Genomic DNA, 25,674 nt, shown 5'->3' with positions numbered 1-25,674 from the left:
GTCTCGGGAGCGGGGCTCGGTAGCGCCCCGCTCCCGGTAAGAATGATCAGTTACTGGAAATCATTTCACAGGTATCGTCCGGGACGAAGCCTGCATCGAGGATTCCGACAAGGTTGTCGATCTGCTCGGCCTTTGTACGGCCAAGGCCGGACGGGGTGATGGTGTTCGTCAGCGAGATGCCGTCGAGCGCATCGTTGTAGTCGAGCTTACCGACCGACAGCATGGAAGCAACCATGCCGTGGGTGTCGATGCCGTTCTCCGGGTTTGCGCCCGGTGCGAATGGGGTGCCTGCGCGGTGACCGGATGGAAATGCACCGGTTGCCTTGCCGTAGACGACGTTCGAGGTGATCGTCAGGACGGACTGTGTCGGGATTGCGTCGCGGTACATCGGGATCTGACGGATCTTGTCCATGACGGTGTGGACGACGGTTGCGGCGATGTCATCGGCGCGGTCGTCATCGTTGCCGTAGGTCGGGAATTCGCCTTCGGTTGTGTAGTCGACAACCAGTCCGGTTTCGTCGCGGATCGGCGTGACCTTTGCGTACTTGATGGCTGCCAGCGAGTCAGCAACGATCGACAGACCTGCGATACCGCAACCCATGGTGCGGATGATTTCGGAATCGTGCAGTGCCATCTCGACTGCTTCGTATGCATAGCGGTCGTGGCAGTAGTGGATAATGTTGAGGGCTTCAACGTAGGTGCCGACAACCCAGTCGAGCATCTCTTCGTACTTGGCCCAGACCTCGTCGAACTTCAGTGGCTCGTCGCCGGTGATGGGCTCGTAGCCTTCAACGACCTGCTTGCCACTCATTTCGTCGCGACCACCGTTGATGGCGTAGAGCAGGGCCTTTGCAGCGTTGACGCGTGCACCGAAGAACTGCATCTGCTTGCCGACCTTCATCGGGGAGACGCAACATGCGATGGCGGCGTCGTCGCCCCAGTGCTGGCGGATCTGCGGGTCGGACTCATACTGGATGGACGAGGTTTCGATCGAGATCGCTGCGCAGAATTCCTTGTAGCCCTTGGGCAGGTTTTCGTCCCAGAAGATCGTGATATTCGGTTCGGGGGCGGGGCCCAGGTTACGCAGGGTCTGCAACAGGCGGAATGAGGTCTTGGTGACCAGCGTGCGACCGTCGTCGCCGAAGCCTGCGTCTGACCAGGTTGCCCAGTAGGGGTCTCCCGAGAAGATCTGGTCGTAATCAATCGTGCGGAGGAAGCGCGTGATGCGGAGCTTGATGACGAGGGCGTCGATGATCTCCTGTGCGTCGGATTCAGTGATGAGACCGGCGGCGAGGTCGCGCTCGAAGTAGACGTCGAAGAAGGCAGAGAGGCGACCGATCGACATCGCGGCGCCGTCCTGCGACTTCACAGAGGCGAGGTAGCCGAAGTAGGTCCACTGGACCGCTTCCTTCGCGGTTTTCGCGGGCCCGGAGATGTCGAAGCCGTAGTCGGCCGCCATCTTCTTCAGCTTCTTGAGCGCCTTGATCTGCTCGGAGTGTTCCTCGCGGTAGCGTGCCCAGTGCTCGGAGAAAGGCTGGTCTGCGTAGCGGTCCTTGTCCTGTTGCTTCCACTCGATGAGCTGATCGACGCCGTAGAGGGCGACGCGGCGGTAGTCGCCGATGATGCGACCGCGACCGTAGGCGTCCGGCAGGCCAGTGATGATGTGTGAGGAGCGGGCGGCTCGGATCCGCGGCGTGTAGATGTCGAAGACCGCATCGTTGTGGGTCTTGCGGTACTGGGTGAAGATCTTCTTGACCTCGGGGTCGACCTCCTTACCGGCCTCCTTGATGGCGGTCTCAACCATGCGCCAGCCGCCGTTGGGCATCATCGCGCGCTTGAGGGGGGCGTCCGTCTGCAGGCCGACGATAACGTCGTCGTCAGAGGAGATGAAACCGGGCTTGAAGGCGTCGATGTCGGCGGGGGTGTGGGTGTCGACGTCGAGGATGCGGACCTTGCGCTCCTCGGAAAGGTACTCCTTTTCGAGGGTGTCCCAGACGCGGAGCGTCTTTTCGGTGGGACCTGCGAGGAAGGAGGCATCGCCCTCGTACGGCGTGTAGTTACGCTGGATGAAGTCGCGGACGTCGATTTCTTTGTCCCAATTTCCAGTTTTGAAATCGGTCCAAGCGTCTTGTGTGGGGATGCTGGGAGCGGTCTGCTCTGTCATCGTTCCTCTTCTCAATAAATGCTTGCGGACGATCGTTGTACCGCACTGCATTAGATGATTCTCGAATGTGTACCGGTAGGTACCTTGTAACAATTGTGTACCTACATAGTTAGGGTTTCCATACAGAGGTCATTTGTCACAGGTGCGGGTTATCACAACTTGCGCAATTGTTAACAATAAACATTTTGGATAGGGACGTTAGTCCTAAACGTGGGTGTGATGTTCTTTAAGCATGAGGTCGCGCTCGACTATTGTTCTCTCTCAAAGAAATGGACGCGCGTATGTATTGAGTCCTATCTATGCCTATGCTCATTACCAACAGCGCAAACACGTGCGTGAGTGGTCAAGGAGTTTCTCGGTGGAAGAGCGTAGCCCCGAACTGAAAGTCGGTGTTCTCGGTGCAGGTACCGTCGGATCGCAGGTTATCCGCATGCTCACAGAGCAGGCCGACGATTTTGAAGCTCGTTCAGGTGCGCGTATACGCGTGAACAAGGTGGCGGTCCGCAGGCTTGATGCGCCTCGTGACTACGATGTGGATCCTGCACTTCTGACGACCCATCCCGAAGAGGCCATCGATGGCCACGACATTGTCGTTGAATTGATCGGCGGTATTGAGCCAGCCCGAACCTATGTCATCCGAGCACTCAAACAGGGCATTTCCGTGGTGACCGGCAACAAGGCGCTTCTTGCTACTCACGGTCCAGAACTGTATGCTGCTGCGGCTGAAACCGGCGCAGACCTCTACTACGAGGCCTCGGTTGCGGGCGCAGTTCCCGTCGTTTACGGCCTGCGCGAATCGCTTGCGGGTGACCGCATCACCAAGGTGATGGGCATCGTCAATGGCACGACCAATTTCATCCTCGATGCGATGGCATCGCGCGGCCTGTCCTATGAGGAAGCGTTGAATCAAGCCCAGGAGCTCGGTTTTGCTGAAGCCGATCCCAGCTCAGATGTTGACGGTTTCGATGCGGCAGCAAAGTGTTCAATTCTGGCCTCGTTGGCTTTCCATACGCGCGTCGGAATCGATGATGTTGCCGTTGAGGGCATCACCAAGATCACGGCAGAAGATATGGAAGAAGCTGCCTTCTTCGGTCGTACGATCAAGCTTCTTGCCATCGCTGAGCGTCGTGTTGGAGAAGATGGTAAAGACGGCGTTGCCATGCGCGTCCACCCCGCGCTCGTCCCGCTCGATTCGCCTCTGGCCAGTGTCGACGGAGCGTTCAACGCCATCCTCATCGAAGGCGAAGCAGCAGGCCGTCTGATGTTCTACGGTCAGGGTGCAGGCGGTGCTCCCACCGCGTCCGCTGTTCTTTCGGACCTCGTCGCTGCTGCCCACCACCGCGCATTCGGCGGACACGCACCCCGTGAGTCCGTCTACGCTCACCTGCCGATTCTTGATCCGGGCACGGCCTTCACTCGCTACCAGATTCGTATGCAGGTAGAGGATCGCCTTGGTGTACTTTCCGATGTTGCCGGAATATTCGCTCGCCACGGCGTCTCCATCCAGTCTGTGCATCAGCGCGACGACAAGGAACCGGGTGCCTGCGTTATCGTGGCGACAACCCACCTTGCCCGCGAAGCGGATCTGGCGGCAGTCGCACACGCCCTGTCGCACTCGCCCGCGGTTCGTGAAGTCACCAGCGCGATTCGCGTCGAAGGGGAGTGACATGAGAGTCACCGAAGAATTCGTTGCCGTCTGCGTCCCCGCAACCAGCGCGAACCTTGGCCCAGGATTCGATTCGCTGGGGCTGGCGCTGAATCTTTGGGACGAAGTTGCAGTTCACGCAACCTCCGGAGTCCACACAAGCGTCACCGTTGAAGGTGAGGGCGCAGGGAACGTTGCAACCGGTGAAGACAATCTTGTCGTCCAAGCGATGCGCTTAGCGCTCGATCGTGCGGGCGCACCGCAGGTTGGCGTGAAAATGCGTTGCACAAACCGCATCCCTCATTCGCGCGGAATGGGTTCATCGGCCAGTGCGATCGTTGCGGGAATTCTTCTTGCTCGCGCGCTTATCGGACGCGAGGATGTCCTGACGGACGAAGAAGTCCTCATGATCGGTACCGAACTGGAAGGACACCCCGACAACGTTGCGCCAGCAATCGCTGGTGGAGCAACAATCGCGTGGGTCGATAACGGCCGGCCGGGTGCAGTTTCACTCTCGGTTCCTCACACCATTGCCCCCGTCGTCTTTATACCTGACTTTGAATTGGCAACCGAAAAGGCCCGTTCCGCTCTTCCGCAAGTGGTCGCCCATACAGATGCGCGCTTCAATGTTGCCCGAGCCGCTCTTCTTTCTGCGCTCCTTTCAGGACAGGCTCGTTCGGTGGGGCAGGCCTCGTTCCATGATCTGCTGATGGATGCCACGGCGGATGTTTTGCACCAGGAATACCGACGCGAAGCCATGGAGCCTTCGCTTGCGCTGGTGGATTGGTTGCGCAATGCCGGCATCGCGGCCACAGTTTCTGGTGCTGGACCGACGGTTCTGGCCATGGAGACGGTGTCGGACGAAATCTGCGCGGACGCCAGATCAGCGGGCTGGAAGGTCATGGCTCTTGACGTGCCAAGCAAAGGTGCGGCGATTACTCGCGGGCGACTGGCGAAGCTCTACTGATTATCCTTCAGTTCTGTTTTCTTTGTTTTCTTTCACTCTCGTGTGACTTTATGCGCACAAACGCACGACTTTAACGTTGTGGTGCGTATAGAGACAAACGATTGGTACACTTGAAGCGGGTCTTACGGCCCGCCACGTTTTGGTGGCTCATCCCTTACGTCACGCGATCAGCGTTATCGCAACGTATTCCTCCCGTTTTAAAGGGAGATCCCCATTTGCTCGAAAAGAGCATTCCATATCCAGTGAGGATTCATTCGTGACAAACGAACAAGTCGCCCCCAAGACACGGTCTGCATTGCGGGGCATGAAGCTGGCTGAACTCCAGGCGCTAGCTTCCAGCCAAGGTCTCAAGGGTACGTCAAAGATGCGTAAGTCCGACCTGATCGAAGCTCTTTCTTCCTCGTCTGCGCCAGCTACGAAGGCTTCCGCTTCATCTGACGAGGCCCCCACTCGCCGTGCCCGTGGTACGCGTCGTGTGGCCACCGCTGAAGTTTCACATGATCAGGTTGCGCCTGCTACCCAGGCGCCTGCCCAGGATCAGGGAACGAAGAATGACGACGCTGAACAGCCCCAGCGCAAGTCGCGTCGTCGTCGCGTCGCGACCGCTGAACCAACCGAACCGGCGACGATTGAACTGCCGGCTCCCAAGAAGGGCGGTGAGAAGCCCGAAGCGGAAAAAAACGCTTCCGTCAAGGCTCCGTCCCTGGACGCCATTGAGCTTCCCGAAGGGGAAGAAGGTGAAGAGCGCGGTCGTAACCGCCGTGATCGCAACAACCGTCGCCGTGATCGCAACAACCGCAACGATCGCTATAATCGTCGTAACCGTGACCGCAATGATCGTGGCGACCGCGAAGAACAGGTGCGCGAAGACGAACAGTTTGCTCCGATCGCTGGCATCTTGGATATCCAGGACAATCACGCATTTGTTCGCACTTCTGGTTACCTTCCCGGTCCGAACGATGTGTATGTCACCCTTGGCAACGTTCGCCGTTGGGGTCTGCGTGCGGGCGATGCCGTTGCAGGTGCCGTTCGGCAGCCCCGTGAAGGCGAACGGCAGCGTCAGAAGTACAACGCTCTGGTTCGCGTTGACTCCGTGAACGGCATGTCGATCGAGGAAGCGCAGGCTCGTCGCGAGTTCTCCAAGCTCACCCCTGTTTACCCGAATGAGCAACTACGCCTCGAAACGTCCGCAAAGGCATACACGCCACGCGTTATCGACTTGGTCGCTCCGATCGGTAAAGGCCAGCGTGGCCTGATCGTTTCGCCACCGAAGGCCGGTAAGACGATGGTCATCCAGCAGATCGCGAAGGCTATCGAGATCAACAATCCCGAGGTTCACCTGATGGTCGTCCTGGTTGACGAACGTCCGGAAGAAGTGACGGATATGCGTTCGATCGTCAAGGGTGAGGTCATTGCCTCGACCTTCGATCGCCCCGCATCGGATCACACGATCGTCGCCGAACTTGCCATAGAGCGCGCAAAGCGTCTGGTTGAACTCGGCCAGGATGTTGTCGTTCTTCTTGACTCGATCACGCGACTGTCGCGCGCCTACAACCTAGCTGCACCGGCTTCCGGCCGTATCCTGTCGGGTGGCGTTGACGCATCCGCCCTGTACCCGCCGAAGAAGTTCTTCGGTGGTGCCCGTAATCTCAAGGAAGGCGGCTCGCTCACCATCATCGCGTCGGCTCTGGTCGAGACCGGTTCGAAGATGGACGAGGTCATTTTCGAAGAGTTTAAGGGCACCGGCAATATGGAACTGCGTCTGTCGCGTCAGCTGGCAGACCGTCGTATCTTCCCAGCGATCGACGTCAATGCGTCCGGTACCCGCCGTGAAGAAATGCTGTTCCAGCCTGAAGAACTTCGCATCATGTGGAAGCTTCGTCGCGTGATCGGCACGCTGGATCAGCAGTCCGGTCTGGAACTGATCCTTGAAAAGCTCAAGGAAACCCAGTCGAACGCTGAGTTCCTGATGATGGTCCAAAAGACCACTCCCAGTGCTGACTGAGAACCCCCTGACGTGAAACGCGCGTCAAAAGGTCGCGCGTTTCACGCATATGAGGGCCCTGCCACATAGACGTAAGAGCGCCGAAAGTGGCACAATTGACGCCGTCGGCCATCGGTTCACCGGTTCGCCACCGTTTGGATACTCCAATTGGATACTCCAAGGCGGAAGGATACTTGCCACCAGATGTGGGAAGATCTGCGGATCCGGACCCGGGGCACCAACGAACCCAGGAGATACTCCATGAAGAAGGACATCCACCCCGAATACGTGGATACCCTCGTGACTTGCACGTGCGGTAACAGCTTCCACACCCGTTCCACCCTCACCACCGGTGAGATGCGCGTGGACGTCTGCTCCGCTTGCCACCCGTTCTACACCGGCAAGCAGAAGATCCTCGACACCGGCGGTCGCGTCGCTAAGTTCGAGGCACGTTACGGAAAGCGTGTTCGTCCCTCCAAATGAGGCAAGCGTACGTTGCGTTTTGATCGGCGCCGGGAGCGTTAAGCGCCCGGCGCCGAGGCGTATCTGGCCACTCAGCTTTAAAGGAAGTCCATGGCAGTCGATAACGAGACCAGTGAAGGTCTGAGTGCCCTTGAAGCACTCTTGAGCGAGTACGAAAGCGTCGAACAGGAGATGTCGGCGCCGGATACTCTTTCCAACCCTGCGAAGATGCGTCGCGTGGGAAGGCGTTTTGCTGAGCTGTCTCGCATCAAGGCTGCTGCTGATCGACTCTCGAGCACCCGAGATGACCTTGAGGCTGCCCGTGAACTGGCCACGGAAGATCCATCGTTCGCTGACGAGATTCCAGGCCTCGAAAATGAGGCGCAAGACGCCTACGACACGCTACTGAAAATCCTCGCACCGCGCGACAGTGAGGATGCCCTCGACGTCATCCTCGAAATTAAAGCAGGAGAGGGCGGTGAAGAATCCGCTCTTTTCGCATCCGACCTCGCTCGCATGTACGCGCGCTACGCCGAATCGAAGGGCTGGAGCGTCCAAGAACTCTCTTCAACGGACACTGAACTCGGTGGCTACAAAGACATCACGCTGGCAATTCGAGCCAAGGGAACCGTGACCCCAGAAGAAGGCGTGTGGGCTCACTTAAAGTTCGAGGGCGGAGTTCACCGCGTGCAACGCGTGCCCGTCACCGAGTCGCAGGGTCGTATTCACACCTCCGCAGTCGGCGTCTTCGTCATGCCCGAACTTGAAGATGACACTGAGATTGTCATCGACCCGAACGACCTGCGCATTGACGTCTACCGTTCCTCGGGTCCCGGTGGCCAGTCGGTGAACACCACGGATTCCGCTGTCCGCATCACCCACATTCCGTCGGGCATCGTGGTCTCGATGCAGAACGAAAAATCGCAGCTACAGAACAAGGAAGCAGCCCTGCGCGTCTTGGCGTCCCGTTTGGCAGCCGAAGCTCGTGCGAAGCGCGAAGCTGAAGCATCGGCCCAGCGCCTCAGCCAGGTTCGCACCGTTGATCGTTCCGAGCGCGTACGCACCTACAACTTCCCAGAAAATCGCATCGCTGAACACCGCACCGGCTACAAAGCGCACAATCTTGATCGCGTGCTTGCCGGCGAACTTGAGCCCGTCATCGCTTCGCTGATCGAAGCCGATGAAGCCGAGCGACTCGCCTCTGCCAGCGCCTGAGAGTCTCTCGCGACCATTTCACCGACCGTCCAATGACTGCCGAGATTTCCACCGTCCGCGACGCTCTTGCCTTCGCACGCGCCCAGCTTTCTCAGATCGACGAGGCCGCTCCAGCTTCCGAGGCGCGCGAACTTCTGGAATGGGCGGCGGATGTGGAATCACTGTGGTCAATCCGTGAGCCCATCGCCCCAGCGATCGTTCATCGCTTTATTGATGGGGTTGAACGACGAATGAAACGTGTTCCACTGCAACACATCACTGAGCGCATGTTCTTCCGTGGTCTGACGTTGCGTGCAATGCCAGGTGTCTTCGTGTGCCGTCCAGAAACCGAAGTCGTTGCGGGCCAGGCGATCGATCAGGCGCGCGAGATCCTGAAAACTCGTGACAGCGTGCGCCTCGTCGATCTGTGTACCGGATCTGGTGCAATCGCCTGCTCGCTTGCACACGAAATCCCCAAAAGCGATGTGTTCGCCGTCGAACTGTCGCCGGTGGCATTCCAATGCGCCAAGGAAAATTGTGAAAAATACGGTGGCGGGCGCATTGGCCTCGTGAACGGTGACGCAACTGACCCGGCCACTTTGGCTGACCTTGACGGCAGTGTCGACATTGTTGTCTCGAACCCGCCTTACGTTCCTTTTAACGAGGCTCCGACGCAGGCAGAAGCCCAGCGAGACCCGGATATGGCACTCTACGGGCTGGGAGAGAGTGGCATGCAGATTCCATCTGCGATCCTCGCGCGCAGCGCCACCTTGTTGAAGCCCGGCGGTTGGGTGATTGTTGAACACTCGCCGAGTCAATCAGAACTGATGCGTACCGCTGCACAACGGGCAGGCTTCACGCACCCTCAGACCATGCCCGATCTGACGGGTCGTGATCGCTATCTTGTTACCAGACGTGGCACAATGCCGATGTGACTACGCGAATCATTTCTTGCACCCCCACGTGGGATAGCTCAGACCTGAAGGAAGCGGCAACCGCTGTCAAAAGCGGTCAGCTGATCGTCATCCCGACAGACACCGTGTACGGAATCGGGTGCGATGCGAGTAATCCTGACGCAGTGGCTCGCGTTCTTGCAGTCAAGGGACGAGGTCGCCAAATGCCGCCGCCCGTTGTCGTTCCGGGGCGCGAATCAATCGAAACTCTTTGCATCGATATCCCCGAGGCTGCATACCGGTTGACAGATGAATACTGGCCGGGCGGATTGACTCTGATCCTGCGGGCACGCCCCGACCTTGGCTGGGATCTGGGTGAAACCGGGGGAACAATCGGCGTGCGTATGCCGAACGAGCCCCGCATCCGCACGCTGTTGGATACGGTCGGCCCACTGGCTTTGACCAGCGCAAACACCACCGGAAATCCACCGGCAACAAGCGTTGGCGAAGCAGTGGACTACTTTGGGACGCAGGTTCCGCTCTACGTTGACGGTGGCCCGACTCCCGGCTCGACACCCTCAACAATCCTCGACTTCACGAAGGGTGGGGTACGGGCAATCCGTCTGGGCACACTATCCTTAGAACAGTTATCGCTTACCGCTGGAACCACCATCGAACCCGCGAACACGTCAAAGTGATCGCAACCGGTTCACACTGAAAGGCCTGGAACCCCCCGACCGATGAAGGTCTATCTTCTGCTCATGCTCGTCGCCATGGGAGTCACCGTTTTGATGACTCCCATTGTCAGGCGTGCGTGCATTGCGTGGGGGATTGTTCCCAAGCTGCGTTCCCGCGATATCCAGAAGGACCCGATTCCTCGCCTTGGTGGAATCGCGATGACGGTCGGTCTTGTCGTGACGCTTTTATTGGCGTCGAGGATTCCCTACATGAGTCCCCTGTATGCAACCAGTATTCCCTGGGCAGTCCTTTTTGCCACTCTCGGAATGTGCATCCTTGGAGTTATCGACGATGTCATCGAACTGGACTGGATGGCGAAACTGTCCGGACAGATTCTGATCACCGGAATCATGGCGTTTAACGGTGTTCAGCTGGTATCTTTCCCGATCTTCGGCATCACCATCGGGTCATCGCGCCTGTCTTTGATCGTGACAGTGTTCCTTGTCGTCGGCATCATTAACGCCGTCAATTTCATTGATGGTCTTGATGGGCTAGCAGCGGGGATTATCGCTATCGGGGCGGCAGCATTCTTCGTCTATTCTTATTCGGTGACCCGCATCGTCGGCGCAACATCGTATGCGACGACGGCCTCGTTGATTACGATCACGCTGGTAGGCGTATGTGTCGGCTTCCTCTGGTTCAACTTCCACCCATCGTCAATCATGATGGGCGGGGGAGCGGAGACACTCGGTCTTGTTTTGGCTGCAGCCGGCATCATCATGACTGGGCAAATTGACCCATCACTGCTGGGAACGCAACAGATTTTCGTCGGGGTGCTCCCGATTATTTTGCCCTTGTCGGTCATTTTCATCCCAATTCTTGACTTGATTGTCACGTCGATCAGGCGAATGCTTCGAGGCAAGAGCCCATTCCACGCCGACCGATCCCACTTCCATGATCGTCTGATCATGCGAGGACACTCGCACCGTACGGTCGTCGCGATCATGTGGATGTGGACAGCCCTAGTGTGTATTCCCGCAGTCTGTCTGCTTGTGGTCGACTGGAAGATCATTCTGCTGATTACCAGCCCATTCTTGGCTGTTGCTGTCGGGCTGACACTGCGCGAATTCCCTAGTGCCCGCTACAGCGCACGCTGAATATCCGTCGCCCACTTTTGAGAGAACTCCCTGCAATGACGACTTCCTCCCACAATCACGAACCGAAGGAAAACGAAGGAGTAGACGATTCTCGTCCCGCTTTCTTTGTTTCGACCGTGGCAAAGCTTGCGCGTTTTGAAATCGTGACCGCAGTGGTGGCGATCCTCCTTGTAGGGGCGCTGGGCTACGCGGGGGGAGCGCAAATCCTCTCAATCCTCCTTGCTATCGGCGTGATCGCGTCAGTTATTGGCATTCATGTGGGGTCGCTTCTGGAGCTCGGCCAGCCCGCCCGCAATCCTCTGGCGTGGATTGCCTTTTCGTACATCGGTCGCATCGGCGCAATCGCTCTGTTCGTCTATCTACCGACCGCTTTTGCCCAGCCGGTGCGTTTTCCCGCTACCTGCGCTTTGATCGCGATCGTCGTCTCCCAATTGTTCGAGTTGGTGGCGCTGGTGCGAATGCGCCAGTTCAACGTCGACTAGTTGTGCGAAGGTTCACGAGGCTCAGAAAGAACCTCGTGACTGGCTTTCGACTGCGTGTGTGAACTACTCCTCTGAACACCTGTTCGTTCCCATTTGGGAAAACGTGAGCCACAACAATCTGGTGAGCTCATGTTTAAAGATGAATCAAAGCTCACGCTGCTGGTACGATGGTTAGACCGCTTCATCAACGGTGAAAATGCCTGTCAAAGTCGATTAACCTACCCGGGAGGACACCCTGTCCACGTCATCGCCCTCGACGAGCCGTCGAGCAAGCACTGCAAAACCGGTCTGGTATTGGACGCTTCTTGTCATTCTCGTCATCGTTATCGTTGTTACGGCAATTCCCGCTTTTACACAGCACCCCCATCAACCCGGACTTGAGGATTTTTTCCCGAGCGCAATTTTCGGGGAAGGAACTCTTTTTGAGTTCTCACGCTTGACTCTTGCCCGCGTGATCATGGCGCTTGTTCTCTGCCTTGCACTGGTCGGTGTTGCCCGTAAGCCGAAGCTTGTTCCAGGTCGCGGTCAGATGGCCGTTGAATTCCTCGCCGATTTTATTCGCGCGAATGTTGCGCTTGAAATGCTTGGGAACAAGAACGGTCGTCGCTTCGCAGGATTCATCGGGTTTGCATTTTTTGGCGTCTTGGCCATGAACCTTGCCGGCGTTATTCCCGGCATCAACATTGCAGCATCCTCGGTCGTTGCTGTTCCGATGGTGTTCGCCATCATCTCTTACGTGACCTTCGTCGGAAGCGGTATCAAGGCCCAAGGCATTGGCCGCTACTTTAAGTCCCAGCTTTTCCCGCCGGGATTGCCGAAGGCAATGTACCTGCTGATCACGCCGATTGAGTTCCTCTCGACGTTCATCGTTCGCCCGTCCACACTGATGTTGCGGCTTTTGGCGAATATGATTGCTGGTCACCTCCTCTTGGGTATGACCTACTTCGGTACCGCAATCCTTCTGCACGAGCTCAACGCAATGAGTTCCCTCGGCGTGCTGACCGGTGCAGCAATGTTTGTCATGACGGCCTTCGAGGTTTTCGTTGCGTTCCTTCAGGCGTACATCTTCACGATCCTTTCCGCCGTTTACATCAAACTGTCCATCGAAGCTCACTAAGCCCAACCGCGCCTCTTGGCGTCCAATACAAAAGGAAGAACACTATGACAACCGCAGCATTTGCCTACATCGGCTACGGTCTTGCAACCCTCGGCCCTGGCATCGGCATTGGTTTATTGGTCGGAAAGACCCAGGAATCCACCGCTCGTCAGCCTGAGGTTGGTGGCCGTCTGTTCACCAATATGATTATCGGCGCCGGCATGGTCGAGGCACTCGGCCTCATCGGCTTCGTTCTTCCGCTCATCGTTAAGTGACCATCGCTATGCACCAGGTAATCGCCGCGAGTGAGGAAGTAGGCGGCCTCGCCGTCATTCTTCCTCCGCTCTACGAGATCTTCTGGTCGGCGCTTGTTCTGCTCATCGTCCTCCTCCTCGTTGGTAAGTTTGCTCTTCCGCGTCTTTACACTGCAATGGACGAACGCCAAGCGAAGATCGAAGAGGGCCTTGCTTTTGCCGAAAAAGCAAAGGAAGACCAGGCGCGTGTAGTACGCGATCGTGAAGACGCGCTGAAGCAGGCGAATATCGAGGCTCACGAGATTCGTGAAAAGGCTTCCCAAGAAGCACAGGGCATCATTGCTGACGCGCGAGTGGAAGCACAGAACGAAGCGACCCGTATCCTCGAGAACGCGCAACGTCAGATTCTTGCTGAAAAGCAGGCAGCTGAGATCTCCCTGCGCTCTGACGTTGGTCTTCTGGCAACCGAGTTGGCAGAAAAGATCGTTGGTGAACATCTGAGCGACACCGCACTGACCAGCCGTGTCGTCGATCGTTTCCTTGACGATCTTGAGGCGGATACTCTCCGTGAAAGCGAGCGTACGAATCGATGAGTGAACTCGGTCGACTCTCTCGCGTTGCATGTGCAACGCAACTCGAAGACGCACTAGCCCAGAGCGATGTCGACGCGCGTGCAGTGGGAGAGGACTTCTTCTCCATCACTGACCTCGTGAAGAAAGAACCGCGGGTTATTCGTGCATTCACTGATCCATCACGTAGTGGTGACGACAAAGCTCAGCTGGTTCGCACTTTGCTGAGCTCGCATCTTACAACGGACGCTTCACTCAGCGTTCTTCAAATGATGGTGCGTGAACACTGGTCGAATCTCGATAGTTTTGCCGATGCCACGGAGGTCCTTGGTATCCTCGCAGTTCTTTCAGATGCGAATCGTGCTTCGAGCCTCGATAGAGTCGAATCCGAACTCTTTGAAGTACGCCATTTCCTTGAAGGCAACCGTGAACTCCGCTTGAAGCTTTCCGATGCTTCGCTAGGCACATCCCATGAACGTGGTGATCTAGCCACCGCGATTTTTGGATCGAAGCTTTCAGTGTGGACGATGCGTTTGCTACGTCGTGCCGTCGGTCGTTCTCGTCGCGGGCGCCTTCTGGTGAACCTTCGACGCTTCGCCGAATGGTCAGCTGTCATCCAAAACAGGCGGCTTGTCACAGTTCAAAGCGCGGTCGAAATGTCGTCAGAGCAGGTTTCTCGCTTGCGTTCGCTCTTGGAAAAGCGCTTCAACTCAGAGATTTCACTTGCTATCTCGGTCGTTCCCGGTCTTGTCGGTGGCTTCACATTACGTGCACAGACAACATCGATCGATGCCAGCCTCTCGACTCGTATCTCAGATATGAAACAGGCTCTGGCTTCCTAACAGCCACCACTACCGATTAGAAACGTTTACAGAAGGAATTACTCATGACTGACCTGTCTATCAGTCCCGAGGAGATCCGTGGCGCATTGGACTCCTTCATGCAGTCCTACCGTCCCAGTGAAGTAGCCACCGAAGAGGTTGGTCACGTCACCGAGACCGCCGACGGTATCGCTCACATCGAAGGCTTGCCAGGCACAATGGCCAATGAGCTTCTCCGCTTCTCCGATGGCACACTTGGCCTGGCAATGAACCTTGAACAACGCGAAATCGGTGCCGTTATCCTCGGTGACTTCGGTGGCATCGAAGAAGGCCAAGTTGTTCACCGAACGGGTGAGGTTCTTTCTGTCCCGGTTGGTGATGGCTACCTTGGGCGTACGGTTGACCCGCTGGGTCGCCCGATCGATGGCTTGGGCGAGATCACCGATGTTGATGGCCGACGCGCACTCGAGCTGCAGGCCCCCGGTGTCATGATGCGTAAGTCGGTTCATGAACCGTTGCAGACCGGCCTGAAGGCAATCGACTCAATGATCCCGATTGGTCGCGGACAGCGGCAGCTGATCATCGGTGACCGCAAGACCGGTAAGACCGCGATTGCTCTGGACACGATCCTGAACCAGCGCGAAAACTGGAAATCCGGCGATCCGAACAAGCAGGTGCGATGCATCTACGTTGCTATCGGTCAGAAGGGCTCGACGATCGCTTCTGTGCGTTCAACTCTGGAAGATGCCGGTGCACTCGAATACACGACCATCGTTGCCTCCCCGGCTTCCGACCCCGCAGGCTACAAGTACATGGCCCCCTACACGGGTTCTGCACTTGGCCAGCACTGGATGTATCAGGGCAAGCACGTTCTGATCATCTTCGATGACCTCTCCAAGCAGGCTGAAGCCTACCGAGCGGTTTCCCTTCTTCTGCGTCGTCCGCCAGGGCGTGAGGCATACCCCGGTGACGTTTTCTACTTGCACTCTCGTCTCCTTGAACGTTGTGCGAAGCTCTCCGATGAGCTCGGTGCGGGTTCAATGACGGGGCTTCCGATCATTGAAACCAAGGCAAACGACGTGTCTGCCTACATTCCGACCAACGTCATTTCGATTACCGATGGTCAGATCTTCCTGCAGTCCGATCTGTTCAACTCGAATCAGCGCCCGGCCGTTGACGTCGGTATCTCGGTTTCTCGAGTTGGTGGCGACGCGCAGGTGAAGGCAATGAAGAAGGTTGCTGGCACGCTGAAGCTGACACTCGCTCAGTACCGTTCGATGGCTGCATTCGCCATGTTCGCTTCCGACCTTGATCCGGCAACCCGCCAGCAGCTGACTCGCGGTGAGCGTCTGATGGAGCTTCTGAAGCAACCGCAGGCATCGCCGTATTCGACTGCAGAGCAGGTCGCTTCGATCTGGACTGGTACGCATGGCTACTTGGATGATCTTGAGGTCGACGCGGTTCTTTCCTTCGAGCGCTCCCTGCTGGATCACCTGCGCGTGAACTCTTCAGTTCTGGGCACGATCGAATCAACCGGTCTGTTGGAAAGCGAAACAGAAGCTGAACTGGAATCCCAGGTGAAGGCATTCCATGATCAGTGGGTCAGCTCCGGTCGAGGCGTTGTCAAGCTGGATGACTCCGAGGTGGAAGCAGCTCAGACTCGCGAAGAAATCACCCGTCAGCGTCCCTCGAACGAGAAGGCCTGATCCATGGGTGGTCAGCAGAGGATCTACAAGCAGCGGATTGCCTCAACGCAAACGCTGGCGAAGGTCTTCCGCGCGATGGAAATGATCGCAGCGTCAAGGATTGGTGCTGCGCGTCGCGCGGCTTCGGACCTTGGCCCGTACGAAAAGGCATTGACGCAGGCAGTTGCAGCAGTCGCGATCCACACGGATTTGGATCACGCACTGACGCGTGAACGTCACAATACGCATCGCGTGGCTGTTCTTGTCATTGCTTCCGACCGTGGCATGGCGGGTGCCTATGCGGCGACGATTCTTCGTGAATCGGAACGCCTGATTACTCGCCTGAAGGACGAGGGCAAAGAACCCATCATCTATACCTTCGGTCGTCGTGCACGCTCGTATTTCCGATTCCGTGGAGTCGCCATCGAACGTTCATGGGAAGGTGAATCTGATTCGCCGACTCTTGAAACAGCTCGTGAGATCGCAACCGAACTTCTCTCCCGTTTCTTGGACGGTACTCTGATAACGGGTGTTTCAGAAGTTCACCTGGTATACACGCGTTTCGTGTCCGTGATGAGTCAGGTTCCCGAGGTCCGACAGATGCTTCCGCTTTCTGTTGTTGACGCTCCCGAATCGGACCAAGAACGCGGGGAAGAACGCGGTTACTACGACGATCCATCATCGACGTTCCCCGAATACGAATTTATCCCATCTCCGGAAGCCGTACTCGATGCGATCCTTCCGCTGTATGTGGAAAGTCGTATTCATAATGTGCTCCTGCAGTCGGCTGCCTCTGAGCTTGCGTCGCGTCAGCGCGCGATGCACACCGCAACCGATAACGCTGAAGAGCTCATCACCAAGTACACGCGCCTGGCCAACTCGGCCCGTCAGGCGGACATCACCCAGGAGATCAGTGAGATCGTGGGCGGGGCCGACGCATTGGTCGCGGGCTGAGCCCCAGAACACGGAGAAGAACTATGAGCCAGGAAGAACAAAAAGCGGAAGGTCGCGTCGCTCGCGTCGTCGGCCCCGTCGTTGACGTCGAGTTCCCGCCAGACAGCATTCCTCCGCTGTACAACGCACTGAAGGTTGATGTTGACCTTGCCGGACAGGGCGAGGGTGAAGGATCCTTCACCATGACCCTCGAGGTCGCGCAGCACCTCGGTGACAACCTTGTTCGTACCATCGCGCTGAAGCCGACCGATGGCCTAGTTCGTGGTGCTGTTGTCACTGACACGGGTGCACCGATCTCGGTTCCCGTCGGCGATATCACCAAGGGCCACGTGTTCAACGTGACCGGCGAACCGCTGAACCTGAAGGAAGGCGAGCAACTCGAAATCACCGAGCGTTGGCCAATTCACCGCCAGCCTCCGGCATTCGATCAGCTTGAAGCCCGCACCAAGATGTTCGAAACGGGCATCAAGGTTATCGACCTTCTGACCCCCTACGTCCAGGGTGGCAAGATCGGTCTGTTCGGCGGTGCAGGCGTCGGCAAGACCGTTCTGATTCAGGAAATGATTCAGCGTGTTGCTCTGAACCACGGTGGCGTGTCCGTGTTCGCCGGTGTTGGCGAACGTACCCGTGAAGGCAACGACCTGATCCGCGAAATGGAAGAGGCAGGCGTCTTCGACAAGACCGCGCTTGTGTTCGGTCAGATGGACGAACCCCCAGGCACGCGTCTGCGTATCGCACTCACCGGTCTGACGATGGCTGAGTACTTCCGCGATGTTCAGCATCAGGACGTGCTTCTGTTCATCGACAACATCTTCCGTTTCACTCAGGCAGGTTCTGAGGTTTCAACGCTTCTTGGCCGCATGCCTTCGGCCGTCGGCTACCAGCCGAACTTGGCCGACGAAATGGGCCAGTTACAGGAACGTATTACCTCCGCAGGCGGTCACTCGATTACGTCGTTGCAGGCCATTTACGTGCCTGCCGACGACTACACCGACCCGGCTCCGGCAACGACCTTCGCCCACCTCGATGCAACCACCGAACTTTCGCGTGAAATTGCATCGAAGGGCATCTACCCGGCAGTGGATCCGCTGGCATCCTCGTCACGAATCCTTGATCCGACTCTGGTTGGTCGCGAACACTACGACACTGCAACCCACGTGAAGGCGATTCTTCAGAAGAACAAGGAACTCCAGGACATCATCGCGATTCTTGGAGTTGATGAACTCTCCGAAGAAGACAAGGTCACGGTCGCACGTGCACGTCGTATTGAACAGTTCTTGGCACAGAACATGTACATGGCTGAGAAGTTCACCGGTGTTCCCGGTTCGACGGTTCCACTGTCTGAAACCATCGAAGCGTTCAAGCGTCTTGCCGAGGGCTACTACGACGAGGCTCCGGAGCAAGCGTTCTACAATGCTGGTGGCATCGAAGACGTTGAGCGTGCATGGCATGAGCTCAAGAAGGATGCCTGATGGCCGACAAGGTACTCCAAGTCGAAATTGTCTCCCACGAGGGACGTCTCTGGCACGGCATTGGTACGTCCGTCCAGATCCCCGTGGTTGATGGACAGCTGGGTATTCTGCCGGGTCGTCAGCCCATGCTTGCCATGCTGAATGCAGGCACTGTGCTGGTGACGACCAAGGAAGGTGTCCAGACATTCACCGTTGACAGCGGATTTGCGTCCATTGACTCTGATTTTGTGACCGTGGTCGCTGATCACGGTACGATTTCCTGATAAGGAGCCCCCGTTCGGGCGAATCCGAGCGGGGGCACTTTCACACTTTTGATCGGAGGTGCTTCATGACTTCGCTTTTCGCCATTGTGGTGTGGCTCGTGGTATGTGTTGTGGTTATTGGTCTGCCTGTCTTGCTGATCATTAACGTGCGTGCGCGTCACTTGGAAAACAAGCTTGGCGCATTCCGGTCATTCTCACGTCCCGATCAGCACTCGGGATGGGCCGCGGGACTGGGACTCTACGACGTTGAATCGCTGTCGTGGTATCGCTTGGTTGGTTTGACGAATAAGCCCGTGTATTCCGTGAAGCGTCGAGGACTTCAGATCTCTGCGGCGAACCCGCATTCTAAAGATGGCGAACTTGTTGAGATTCGCCTGCTCTCCAACGAGAAGCGCTATGAGATCGCATTGTCAAAGGAAACATACAATGCGCTTGTCTCGTGGGTCGAATCCGGTCCGCCTCAGGTCTGAGTTCCTTTCATGCACTGCTACTAGGTTGTCGCTTCCTGCTTCTCAGCTTTGAAATTTGAGCATCTTGCCACGTCTGAGGCGTTGATAGTAAAGATCGGGTGCCTTCACCTGTTAGGCTCTGGGGCGTGCGAGTCCTCATTGCAACGTGCACCGTTGATTATTCCGGTCGTCTGTCAGCCCACCTTGACCCCGCCACGCGCGTCATCATGCTCAAGGCGGATGGTTCAATTTTGATCCACTCGGATGGTGGATCATATAAGCCTCTGAACTGGATGAATGCCCCGTGCACGGTCACTGTGGAAGTGCCTGAAAGTGATGAGGAAGTCGACGGCGTTACTGAAGTGTGGACTGTCCAAGCAGATAAGAAAGATGACCGTCTTGTCATCTCGATTCACGACATCGTCTCGGATGTGAATGTTGATTTGGGCGAAGACCCCGGTCTTGTGAAGGACGGTGTTGAGACACATCTTCAGGCGTTGCTGGCAGAGCAGGTTCCTGAAGTCTTGGGTGAAGGCTGGACTTTCGTTCGCCGTGAGTTTGAAACTCCGATCGGCCCCGTTGATTTGATGGTGAAGAATCCGCAGGGTGAGCACGTTGCTATTGAAGTGAAACGTCGTGGCGGTATCGATGGTGTTGAGCAGTTGACTCGCTACCTTTCGCTTTTGTCGCGCGATCCGTTGCTGAAGAATGTGTCGGGCATTTTTGCCGCCCAGGAGATTTCGAAGCAGGCTCGTACTCTGGCCGAGGATCGTGGCATCCGCTGTGTTGTGCTCGATTATGACGCTATGCGTGGCTTCGATGATCCTGAGTCACGTCTGTTCTGATGTCGTCGAACGCGCGCTGACATCTATCGCCATGATGACGAAGCGAATGGAGAAGTAGGGCCATGGCACGACGTTCAATGAAACGGCGATGGAGTGAGCCTCACCGTGAGCTTGATATGACACGGCTTTCGTCGATGCCTCATACGGAAACTGGGCCTGATGGTAGTGATTATCAGGTTCGTCGCATCTCGTCATCTTCGAAGGAATATACATGTCCGGGGTGTTTACGCCCGGTGCTTGTTGGGGCAGCACACGTTGTTGCATGGCCAGAAGAAGCTCCCTATGGTCTGCCACAGGGACTCGATGGTAGGCGTCATTGGCACACGGATTGTTGGAACAGGGGACTGCGTCCGAACTAGGAAGTGGCATAGGAGCGTGGAAGTGCCCTTTAATCTCATGTTATTTGTCACGAGATAGCGAATTTCATGTGCCTGTTCGTGCGTTTCCTCGTATCGTTGAACGGTTAGAGTCTTTACTTCATAACCGAGGAGGCAACGCGTGGACCGAATCAAGGCGTACGCCGCTGCTACCACCGCTGGCGCGATTGCACTGGTTTTTGTGATCATTGGTGTCCTTGCTCTGACCGTTTTTCAGCCACCAAAGGAACTGTCGTCGTCTATTGAGTCGCCAACGGCGATCATCATGACGCGTGACCGCGTTCTGCCGTTGCTTGACAAGAACGTTGTCGTGACGGCGACGTCAAAATCGGGCGCTGAGCTGACACTGGGTGTCGGCACTCCCGGTGACGTCCTCGGTTGGATCGGGAACGATCCCTACACCGAAGTTGTTGGTCTGACCTCGGATCGTAGTGTCCTGAAGGTGAATCAGCACGAAGGCGTTGCTGGTGATACCGGTCAGTCGAGTGCACAGTCTGGTGCTCAGTCTGGCTCGGATACGGCGCACTCCGGTGCTCAGTCAGGTGCACAATCTGGTGCTACTCAATCTCAGGTGGGGACTGAGCCTGCTCAGTTGGTTGCCGACGCATCCAAGTCTGATATGTGGTTGCACTCCGTGACGGGTGAAGGCACGGTATCTGTGTCTTTAGATGATGTTTCCGCTGGTCTTTCGGTGCTGGCAGTCTCTGCGTCGGGTGCTTCTGATACGACCCTGACACTGACGTGGGCAACCCGTAGTGTGAATACTCTTGCGATTGTTTCCTTTATTCTTGCGATCTTGTTTGCGTTGATCGCAGGTGTGGCATTCCTGAGCCGTTACCAGCTTCTTCGTCATCGTGCCGAGCGCGCGAAGGCGCTGGAAGAGCGTCGTAGCGCTGACTCGACCGATACTCAAGCAATTGACGTTAATGCGGTGAGCGCCCTAGCCGATGCAAAGAAGGCCGAAGAAGCTTCTATTCAGGACGCTTCCACCGAGGAAAACGAAGAGTCTGCGCAACAGGACACTTCTGATGAAGCCCCCCAAGTCGCAGATGCTGAAGTTACAGACAAGGTCAGCGATTCTGAAGAGGCAGTAGCTCAGGCAATCGACGAATGGGCGACGGATGACCGACTAAACGGCGGCGAAATCACTGAAGAAACCAGTGACGCAACCACTTTCGATGATGTGACCATTGATGGTGCCCCTGTTTCCGACGACAGTGAGCAGGTTGCTCAAGCTGAATCTGAAGATTCAGCTGGGGGCGAAGACAACACCTCAGAAGAAGTCCCCGAAGCAGAAGAGACTGTGAAGCCGGTGGCTGGTCGCCACGGTGAATGGACGGGCACCGAAGACCAGGATCCGCCCGAGAAGGTCTCAACCGATACCGGCATCATCGATCTGTCGAGCATCCGCCCCGGCGTCACACTTCCAAGCCGTCGCGCACTGCGCGAAGCCCGTGAGAAGGGCGAAGAGAAGATCGTGATTGATGGACGCGAGTTCAACACCGGCCTGATTCCGATTGTGCACCAGACGGATTCTGATGAGTCTGCGGGATCAGAGTCTGAAGAATCCTCGTCTGCTTCCCGTAGCGGAAGTGACTCGTGGACGAAGCTCATGTCTCGCTGGTTGAAGAAGAATTGACGAAGGAGATTGCAATGAAACGACGCACTCTCGTCTTTTCGACTGCTCTTGTAGCGACGCTTGGCCTGGCTGGATGTGGCGGGGGAGAACTGACTGTTTCTGACACCAACCAGTCGGCCTCCGTTTCGCCGAACCTTGATCAAGAGCGGATTTCGTCAGCGCTGGCAGAGGCTCAAGAAACGTTGAACAGTGCTGATGAAGCGCTCAATGGTGACGTCTTTGACGGCCGTATTTCCGGTGGCGCAGCTCGTATGCGTAAAGCCCAATACGCTTACTCTGTTGCGTCCGGTGAGGCTGTTACCCAGCTTGACCTGACTCCTCAGACGACAGCAGTGACAAACTCGTTGCAGTGGCCTCGTGCCATCGTGAATATCCGCCAAGCCGACACGTCGCAGTTGCCCGTCATCGAGATGCTCGTGCAGAACGATGCTCGTAGCGAATACTCGCTGGTTGCATGGGCGCGTATGCTCGGGGGAACTTCTCTGACCACCCCTGCGGTGACGAAGGGGTCGGCATACGTAACGAATGACACCGAGGGGTTTGTCATGACACCCGGTGACGCTGCGCAAGCGTATGTGGACATGCTGAACGCATCTTTGTCTTCGAATGAACACTTCGCTTCGGACGAGTTCACGTCCAAGTACCTTGATGCGGCATCGTCGTTGAATTCCTCGCTGGCAGCTGCCGGTAATGTGACTGCGTCGGCAAGACTGACGGAGAACCCGGTGACGGGCGTTGTACTGGAAGATGGTTCGGCTCTTGTCGCTACGACATTCTCGTACACGTTGACATACTCTCGTACGGTTGCCGGCTCGACGATGCGGCTGGGGGGCCAGACGGCAACTATGAACGCAGGAGATGATGATTCGGTTAAGGGCACTGCGGTTGCAACCTACGTGGCGACCGTGATGATGAACATTCCGTCGAGCGAACAAGGCGGTGTCGCGCGTATTATCGGCGCTGAACGTGTTCTTGAATCCGTGACGATGGACGAATCAACGAACCCCGGTAACTAGAGTTCTCACACTTCGAGGGGCGCTTGATTGGTACTGCCGCCGACGTATGTCTGAAATGCATTGGAGGAACAATGCCGAATGAATCGAGCATGATGCCTGCTGACTCCCATGGGGCGGTGGAGCTGGGGGCTTTAGCTTCCGCTCAGGTTTCTGGCCAGGAAACGGGCTCACCTGAGGCTCAGGTGGGGTTGAATGTGCCACTGGTTGTGCAGGTCAGTGAAGAGAACTTCCAAGATCTGATGGCGAATTCAGCGACCGTTCCGGTTATCATTGTCATGTATTCGTCGTCACAATTGGAGTCGAAGCCGTTTGTTGCTTCGATGGAGGATCTTGCTCGCGACTATGCGGGTCGTTTCCAGTTGGCGACTGGCGATGTTGATGCGTCGCCTCACATTGCGCAGGCGTTCCAGATTCAGGGTGTACCCGCCGTTGTGGCGTTGATGAATCAGCGTCCGCTTCCGTTGTTCCAGGGAATTGCGCCGAAGGATCAGGTGCGCCCGATCATTGATCAGGTGTTGGATGCTGGCGCTCAGATGGGGATTAACGGTCGTATTGCGGTGTCCGAAGAGGATACGGCTGCTCCGATTCCGCCTGCACACGAGGCTCCTCTTAGCGCCGAAGAAGCAGGACAGCTGGATGAAGCGATCGCTTTGTGGGAGAAGGTCCTGGATCTGAATCCGAAGGACGAGGCCGCGAAGGCTCACTTGGCGCGTGTGCGTGTTGCTGCGCGGAGTGCTTCAGCTGATGCGTCTGATCCGGCGGCCCATGCTGATGCTCTCTTTGCGTCCGGTGATCACGAAGGTGCGTTTGACCTGTTGCTGAAGATCATTGCGACGGCCGATGACACGGAAGCAAAGGATGCAGCGCGGTTGCGCTTGCTGGATCTGTTCCGCGTCGCCGGTAACTCTCCCGATGTCATGAAGGCGCGCATGATTTTGTCGACGCTCGTGCTTGTGTGAGCGACGTAGAAAGTAAGATTTTCTTAGACTCTGCGGGGCGGGCATCGTGGTGATGCCCGCCCCGCAGTGGTTGACGCAGGGATGGCGCTTTTAGTCTTCAGTGATGAGAGCTTCGATGGCTCGTACTGGAATGTCAATCCAGTCGGGGCGGTTTCGTGCTTCGTACACGGCTTCGTAGAGAGCCTTGTCGAGTTCGAGGGCCACGATCAGTGCTCGCTTACGTTCTTTGTCTGCCTCGTTCATGTCACCGAATGAATCGCGGTATCCATCGATGAAAGCGGTGCGCATGTCGGTTCGCCATGTTTCGTCGGTGGCTTTTCCGACGGCTGCCGCGTAGTCGAAGGAACGGAGCATGCCGGCAACATCGCGCATGGGTTGGTCAGGCATTGAGCGTTCGGCAAGCGGACGCAGGGGCTCTCCTTCGAAGTCGAGAACAAACCAGCGTGGTTCTACGCCTTTGGGAAGATCCTTTTCGTGGAGGACCTGCCCCAGGTGGTAGTCGCCGTGGATGCGTGTTGCTTCATCGAGGCGATCGAGAGCTTCGAGGCGCGCGTAGACGCGGTCGACTTTCTCTTCGAAATTCTGGATGCGTTCTGCAAGGAAGGCGACTTCTGCCAGCGCCCACGAGGCGCGCGATCGCAGGGAGTGGGCAAGCTCTGAGGGGGGAACGGGGGCGGATGTACCCAGGGAGGCGGCCATATGGGAGTGCATCTGGGCGGTCGTTTGACCGAGAGTGAATGCTAGTGCTCTTGCGGAGCTACGAACTGTTCCATTCGCTGGGTTGTCATGGGTGGCATAGTCGCAGAAGAGTTCAAAACCGTCGTCAGCGGCTGGAATGAAGGTGCAGGCTACCGCGGAGTCGGTCAGGATGGTTTCGCCCGTTAGAGCGTCGTTCCAAGTGAGTGTGGACCATGCGACGGGTGTGCGGACGCGATCCCACCCGTCCTTTGCCAATGCAACAGACACCTCGACATCGGGGTTGCGACCTGCGGCGAGGACGCGGAAAAGCTTGATGACGATGTCATCAGCATAAGGATCACCTTCACCGCTACGCATGACGACGTTCGTATTCGACTGCTCACCGGTCATGACTCGTCCGCTATTGGCGCGTCTTTCGATCGCAGCGATGCCCTCATCGTCAAGGAACGATCCCTGGGTGTGGGCAAGCCTCGCCCACGCCCGCCAGAAATCGGGATGGTGCGGACCGTCAATGAATGCGACCTCGGGGGTACTTTCCATGACGAAACCATGCGATCCGGGGATTTCGCCGGCGACAGCAAAGGAATCAAGGTCTGAAGCGGGTGCTAGGGCCAAGGGGACGTGGATCAGAACGGGGGCCTCGTCGAGAGCGTCGGGGCGTTTCGCGCTGATCAACAGATCACGAATCGTGTCGCCCAATGCAACATCGGCGTGGATGCTGAGTTCATCAAGTGTCGGTGCTGCGTCACCTTTCAGTGGAAACCAACGGCGGTCCTGCATCCATGCGTGGAGCCCGGCAAGGAGGTCCTCATCTGCGGGCCACGACAGGTGCGAGGTCGAGGTGTTCACTGTTTAGTCTCCTTTGACGGATGGGGAGCATCGGTTGATGGTGCGCGGTGCATGTGTGTCTGCCCTTGCGGGGGCAACACAAAATGCGGACTCATTCTATC

Annotated in this window: 25 protein-coding genes; 23 read left to right on the top strand and 2 right to left on the bottom strand. The window is 56.9% G+C overall.

Annotated elements, in window-relative coordinates; all coding sequences use genetic code 11:
- Nucleotides 1-46 precede the first annotated feature (46 nt).
- Nucleotides 47-2,164: a formate C-acetyltransferase gene (gene pflB, locus HMPREF9241_RS05420; protein WP_040318564.1), complete on the bottom strand. Its 2,118-nt coding sequence runs from the start codon at nucleotides 2,162-2,164 to the stop codon at nucleotides 47-49.
- A gap of 358 nt (nucleotides 2,165-2,522) precedes the next feature.
- Between pflB and HMPREF9241_RS05415 the strand changes: the two genes are divergently transcribed.
- The 23 genes from HMPREF9241_RS05415 (at nucleotide 2,523) to HMPREF9241_RS05305 (ending at nucleotide 24,025) form a co-directional block, all read left to right on the top strand.
- Nucleotides 2,523-3,830 (top strand): homoserine dehydrogenase, encoded by a 1,308-nt coding sequence (locus HMPREF9241_RS05415; RefSeq protein ID WP_006681274.1) that lies wholly within the window; start codon nucleotides 2,523-2,525, stop codon nucleotides 3,828-3,830.
- A 1-nt stretch (nucleotide 3,831) separates the two neighbouring features.
- Nucleotides 3,832-4,776 carry a homoserine kinase gene (gene thrB / locus HMPREF9241_RS05410; RefSeq protein WP_006681273.1) on the top strand — a complete coding sequence of 315 codons (945 nt, stop codon included), beginning with the start codon at nucleotides 3,832-3,834 and terminating at the stop codon, nucleotides 4,774-4,776.
- Nucleotides 4,777-5,032: 256 nt separating this feature from the next.
- Complete coding sequence (gene rho / locus HMPREF9241_RS05405) at nucleotides 5,033-6,781, top strand: transcription termination factor Rho (protein WP_006681272.1); 1,749 nt, start codon at nucleotides 5,033-5,035, stop codon at nucleotides 6,779-6,781.
- A gap of 240 nt (nucleotides 6,782-7,021) precedes the next feature.
- Entirely contained in the window at nucleotides 7,022-7,243 is a 222-nt protein-coding gene (gene rpmE / locus HMPREF9241_RS05400) for a 50S ribosomal protein L31 (RefSeq protein WP_006681271.1), read from the top strand.
- Between the two features lie 90 nt (nucleotides 7,244-7,333).
- Nucleotides 7,334-8,437: a peptide chain release factor 1 gene (gene prfA / locus HMPREF9241_RS05395; protein WP_006681270.1), complete on the top strand. Its 1,104-nt coding sequence runs from the start codon at nucleotides 7,334-7,336 to the stop codon at nucleotides 8,435-8,437.
- Nucleotides 8,438-8,469: 32 nt separating this feature from the next.
- Nucleotides 8,470-9,351: a peptide chain release factor N(5)-glutamine methyltransferase gene (gene prmC / locus HMPREF9241_RS05390; RefSeq protein WP_006681269.1), complete on the top strand. Its 882-nt coding sequence runs from the start codon at nucleotides 8,470-8,472 to the stop codon at nucleotides 9,349-9,351.
- Nucleotides 9,348-10,007 (top strand): L-threonylcarbamoyladenylate synthase, encoded by a 660-nt coding sequence (locus HMPREF9241_RS05385; protein ID WP_006681268.1) that lies wholly within the window; start codon nucleotides 9,348-9,350, stop codon nucleotides 10,005-10,007. Before prmC ends, HMPREF9241_RS05385 begins: the two co-directional genes overlap by 4 nt.
- A 42-nt stretch (nucleotides 10,008-10,049) precedes the next feature.
- Complete coding sequence (locus HMPREF9241_RS05380) at nucleotides 10,050-11,144, top strand: glycosyltransferase family 4 protein (protein ID WP_006681267.1); 1,095 nt, start codon at nucleotides 10,050-10,052, stop codon at nucleotides 11,142-11,144.
- A 35-nt stretch (nucleotides 11,145-11,179) separates the two neighbouring features.
- The gene (locus HMPREF9241_RS05375; RefSeq protein WP_006681266.1) at nucleotides 11,180-11,626 is read left to right on the top strand and encodes a hypothetical protein; all 447 of its coding nucleotides are present in this window, start codon (nucleotides 11,180-11,182) and stop codon (nucleotides 11,624-11,626) included.
- A 235-nt stretch (nucleotides 11,627-11,861) separates the two neighbouring features.
- Nucleotides 11,862-12,743 carry a F0F1 ATP synthase subunit A gene (gene atpB / locus HMPREF9241_RS05370; RefSeq protein WP_040318563.1) on the top strand — a complete coding sequence of 294 codons (882 nt, stop codon included), beginning with the start codon at nucleotides 11,862-11,864 and terminating at the stop codon, nucleotides 12,741-12,743.
- A 44-nt stretch (nucleotides 12,744-12,787) separates the two neighbouring features.
- The gene (atpE, locus tag HMPREF9241_RS05365) at nucleotides 12,788-12,997 is read left to right on the top strand and encodes an ATP synthase F0 subunit C (protein ID WP_006681264.1); all 210 of its coding nucleotides are present in this window, start codon (nucleotides 12,788-12,790) and stop codon (nucleotides 12,995-12,997) included.
- Between the two features lie 8 nt (nucleotides 12,998-13,005).
- Nucleotides 13,006-13,569 carry a F0F1 ATP synthase subunit B gene (locus tag HMPREF9241_RS05360; RefSeq protein WP_040318562.1) on the top strand — a complete coding sequence of 188 codons (564 nt, stop codon included), beginning with the start codon at nucleotides 13,006-13,008 and terminating at the stop codon, nucleotides 13,567-13,569.
- The gene (gene atpH / locus HMPREF9241_RS05355; RefSeq protein ID WP_006681262.1) at nucleotides 13,566-14,387 is read left to right on the top strand and encodes an ATP synthase F1 subunit delta; all 822 of its coding nucleotides are present in this window, start codon (nucleotides 13,566-13,568) and stop codon (nucleotides 14,385-14,387) included. Before HMPREF9241_RS05360 ends, atpH begins: the two co-directional genes overlap by 4 nt.
- 44 nt (nucleotides 14,388-14,431) lie before the next feature.
- Nucleotides 14,432-16,072 carry a F0F1 ATP synthase subunit alpha gene (gene atpA, locus HMPREF9241_RS05350; RefSeq protein ID WP_006681261.1) on the top strand — a complete coding sequence of 547 codons (1,641 nt, stop codon included), beginning with the start codon at nucleotides 14,432-14,434 and terminating at the stop codon, nucleotides 16,070-16,072.
- A gap of 3 nt (nucleotides 16,073-16,075) precedes the next feature.
- On the top strand, nucleotides 16,076-17,005 hold the full coding sequence (locus HMPREF9241_RS05345; protein WP_006681260.1) for a F0F1 ATP synthase subunit gamma: 930 nt from the start codon (nucleotides 16,076-16,078) through the stop codon (nucleotides 17,003-17,005).
- 23 nt (nucleotides 17,006-17,028) lie between these two features.
- Nucleotides 17,029-18,477 (top strand): F0F1 ATP synthase subunit beta, encoded by a 1,449-nt coding sequence (gene atpD / locus HMPREF9241_RS05340; protein WP_006681259.1) that lies wholly within the window; start codon nucleotides 17,029-17,031, stop codon nucleotides 18,475-18,477.
- Complete coding sequence (locus HMPREF9241_RS05335; protein ID WP_006681258.1) at nucleotides 18,477-18,740, top strand: F0F1 ATP synthase subunit delta/epsilon; 264 nt, start codon at nucleotides 18,477-18,479, stop codon at nucleotides 18,738-18,740. Before atpD ends, HMPREF9241_RS05335 begins: the two co-directional genes overlap by 1 nt.
- 65 nt (nucleotides 18,741-18,805) lie before the next feature.
- Nucleotides 18,806-19,210 carry a DUF2550 family protein gene (locus tag HMPREF9241_RS05330; RefSeq protein WP_006681257.1) on the top strand — a complete coding sequence of 135 codons (405 nt, stop codon included), beginning with the start codon at nucleotides 18,806-18,808 and terminating at the stop codon, nucleotides 19,208-19,210.
- Between the two features lie 125 nt (nucleotides 19,211-19,335).
- On the top strand, nucleotides 19,336-20,034 hold the full coding sequence (nucS, locus tag HMPREF9241_RS05325; RefSeq protein WP_006681256.1) for an endonuclease NucS: 699 nt from the start codon (nucleotides 19,336-19,338) through the stop codon (nucleotides 20,032-20,034).
- Between the two features lie 116 nt (nucleotides 20,035-20,150).
- Nucleotides 20,151-20,393, top strand: coding sequence for a hypothetical protein (locus HMPREF9241_RS09655; protein ID WP_083856949.1), 243 nt, complete (start codon nucleotides 20,151-20,153; stop codon nucleotides 20,391-20,393).
- A 139-nt stretch (nucleotides 20,394-20,532) separates the two neighbouring features.
- A complete protein-coding gene (locus HMPREF9241_RS05315; protein WP_006681254.1) occupies nucleotides 20,533-22,050 on the top strand; it encodes a hypothetical protein in 1,518 nt (505 codons plus the stop codon).
- Nucleotides 22,011-23,066, top strand: a complete 1,056-nt coding sequence (locus HMPREF9241_RS05310) for a hypothetical protein (protein WP_243440779.1) — start codon at nucleotides 22,011-22,013, stop codon at nucleotides 23,064-23,066. The genes HMPREF9241_RS05315 and HMPREF9241_RS05310 overlap by 40 nt, the downstream gene beginning before the upstream one ends.
- A gap of 71 nt (nucleotides 23,067-23,137) precedes the next feature.
- Complete coding sequence (locus HMPREF9241_RS05305) at nucleotides 23,138-24,025, top strand: tetratricopeptide repeat protein (protein WP_006681252.1); 888 nt, start codon at nucleotides 23,138-23,140, stop codon at nucleotides 24,023-24,025.
- Nucleotides 24,026-24,115: 90 nt separating this feature from the next.
- Here HMPREF9241_RS05305 and HMPREF9241_RS05300 read toward each other — a convergent pair whose 3' ends face one another.
- Complete coding sequence (locus HMPREF9241_RS05300) at nucleotides 24,116-25,573, bottom strand: phosphotransferase (protein ID WP_006681251.1); 1,458 nt, start codon at nucleotides 25,571-25,573, stop codon at nucleotides 24,116-24,118.
- Nucleotides 25,574-25,674: the final 101 nt, after the last annotated feature.

The sequence above is a fragment of the Schaalia turicensis ACS-279-V-Col4 genome, from assembly GCF_000296505.1.
Classification (GTDB): Bacteria; Actinomycetota; Actinomycetes; order Actinomycetales; family Actinomycetaceae; genus Pauljensenia; species Pauljensenia turicensis_A.
The sequence above is the reverse complement of the archived record's forward strand: the minus strand, read 5'-3'. Positions and strand labels throughout refer to the sequence as shown.

What these genes read in the sequence shown, in the direction of transcription:
- pflB (WP_040318564.1), bottom strand. Translation starts at nt 2,164, where the DNA reads ATGACAGAGCAGACCGCTCCCAGCATCCCCACACAAGACGCTTGGACC.
- thrB (WP_006681273.1), top strand. Translation starts at nt 3,832, where the DNA reads ATGAGAGTCACCGAAGAATTCGTTGCCGTCTGCGTCCCCGCAACCAGC.
- rpmE (WP_006681271.1), top strand. Translation starts at nt 7,022, where the DNA reads ATGAAGAAGGACATCCACCCCGAATACGTGGATACCCTCGTGACTTGC.
- prfA (WP_006681270.1), top strand. Translation starts at nt 7,334, where the DNA reads ATGGCAGTCGATAACGAGACCAGTGAAGGTCTGAGTGCCCTTGAAGCA.
- prmC (WP_006681269.1), top strand. Translation starts at nt 8,470, where the DNA reads ATGACTGCCGAGATTTCCACCGTCCGCGACGCTCTTGCCTTCGCACGC.
- HMPREF9241_RS05380 (WP_006681267.1), top strand. Translation starts at nt 10,050, where the DNA reads ATGAAGGTCTATCTTCTGCTCATGCTCGTCGCCATGGGAGTCACCGTT.
- HMPREF9241_RS05375 (WP_006681266.1), top strand. Translation starts at nt 11,180, where the DNA reads ATGACGACTTCCTCCCACAATCACGAACCGAAGGAAAACGAAGGAGTA.
- atpE (WP_006681264.1), top strand. Translation starts at nt 12,788, where the DNA reads ATGACAACCGCAGCATTTGCCTACATCGGCTACGGTCTTGCAACCCTC.
- HMPREF9241_RS05360 (WP_040318562.1), top strand. Translation starts at nt 13,006, where the DNA reads ATGCACCAGGTAATCGCCGCGAGTGAGGAAGTAGGCGGCCTCGCCGTC.
- atpH (WP_006681262.1), top strand. Translation starts at nt 13,566, where the DNA reads ATGAGTGAACTCGGTCGACTCTCTCGCGTTGCATGTGCAACGCAACTC.
- atpA (WP_006681261.1), top strand. Translation starts at nt 14,432, where the DNA reads ATGACTGACCTGTCTATCAGTCCCGAGGAGATCCGTGGCGCATTGGAC.
- HMPREF9241_RS05345 (WP_006681260.1), top strand. Translation starts at nt 16,076, where the DNA reads ATGGGTGGTCAGCAGAGGATCTACAAGCAGCGGATTGCCTCAACGCAA.
- atpD (WP_006681259.1), top strand. Translation starts at nt 17,029, where the DNA reads ATGAGCCAGGAAGAACAAAAAGCGGAAGGTCGCGTCGCTCGCGTCGTC.
- HMPREF9241_RS05335 (WP_006681258.1), top strand. Translation starts at nt 18,477, where the DNA reads ATGGCCGACAAGGTACTCCAAGTCGAAATTGTCTCCCACGAGGGACGT.
- HMPREF9241_RS05330 (WP_006681257.1), top strand. Translation starts at nt 18,806, where the DNA reads ATGACTTCGCTTTTCGCCATTGTGGTGTGGCTCGTGGTATGTGTTGTG.
- HMPREF9241_RS09655 (WP_083856949.1), top strand. Translation starts at nt 20,151, where the DNA reads ATGACACGGCTTTCGTCGATGCCTCATACGGAAACTGGGCCTGATGGT.
- HMPREF9241_RS05305 (WP_006681252.1), top strand. Translation starts at nt 23,138, where the DNA reads ATGCCGAATGAATCGAGCATGATGCCTGCTGACTCCCATGGGGCGGTG.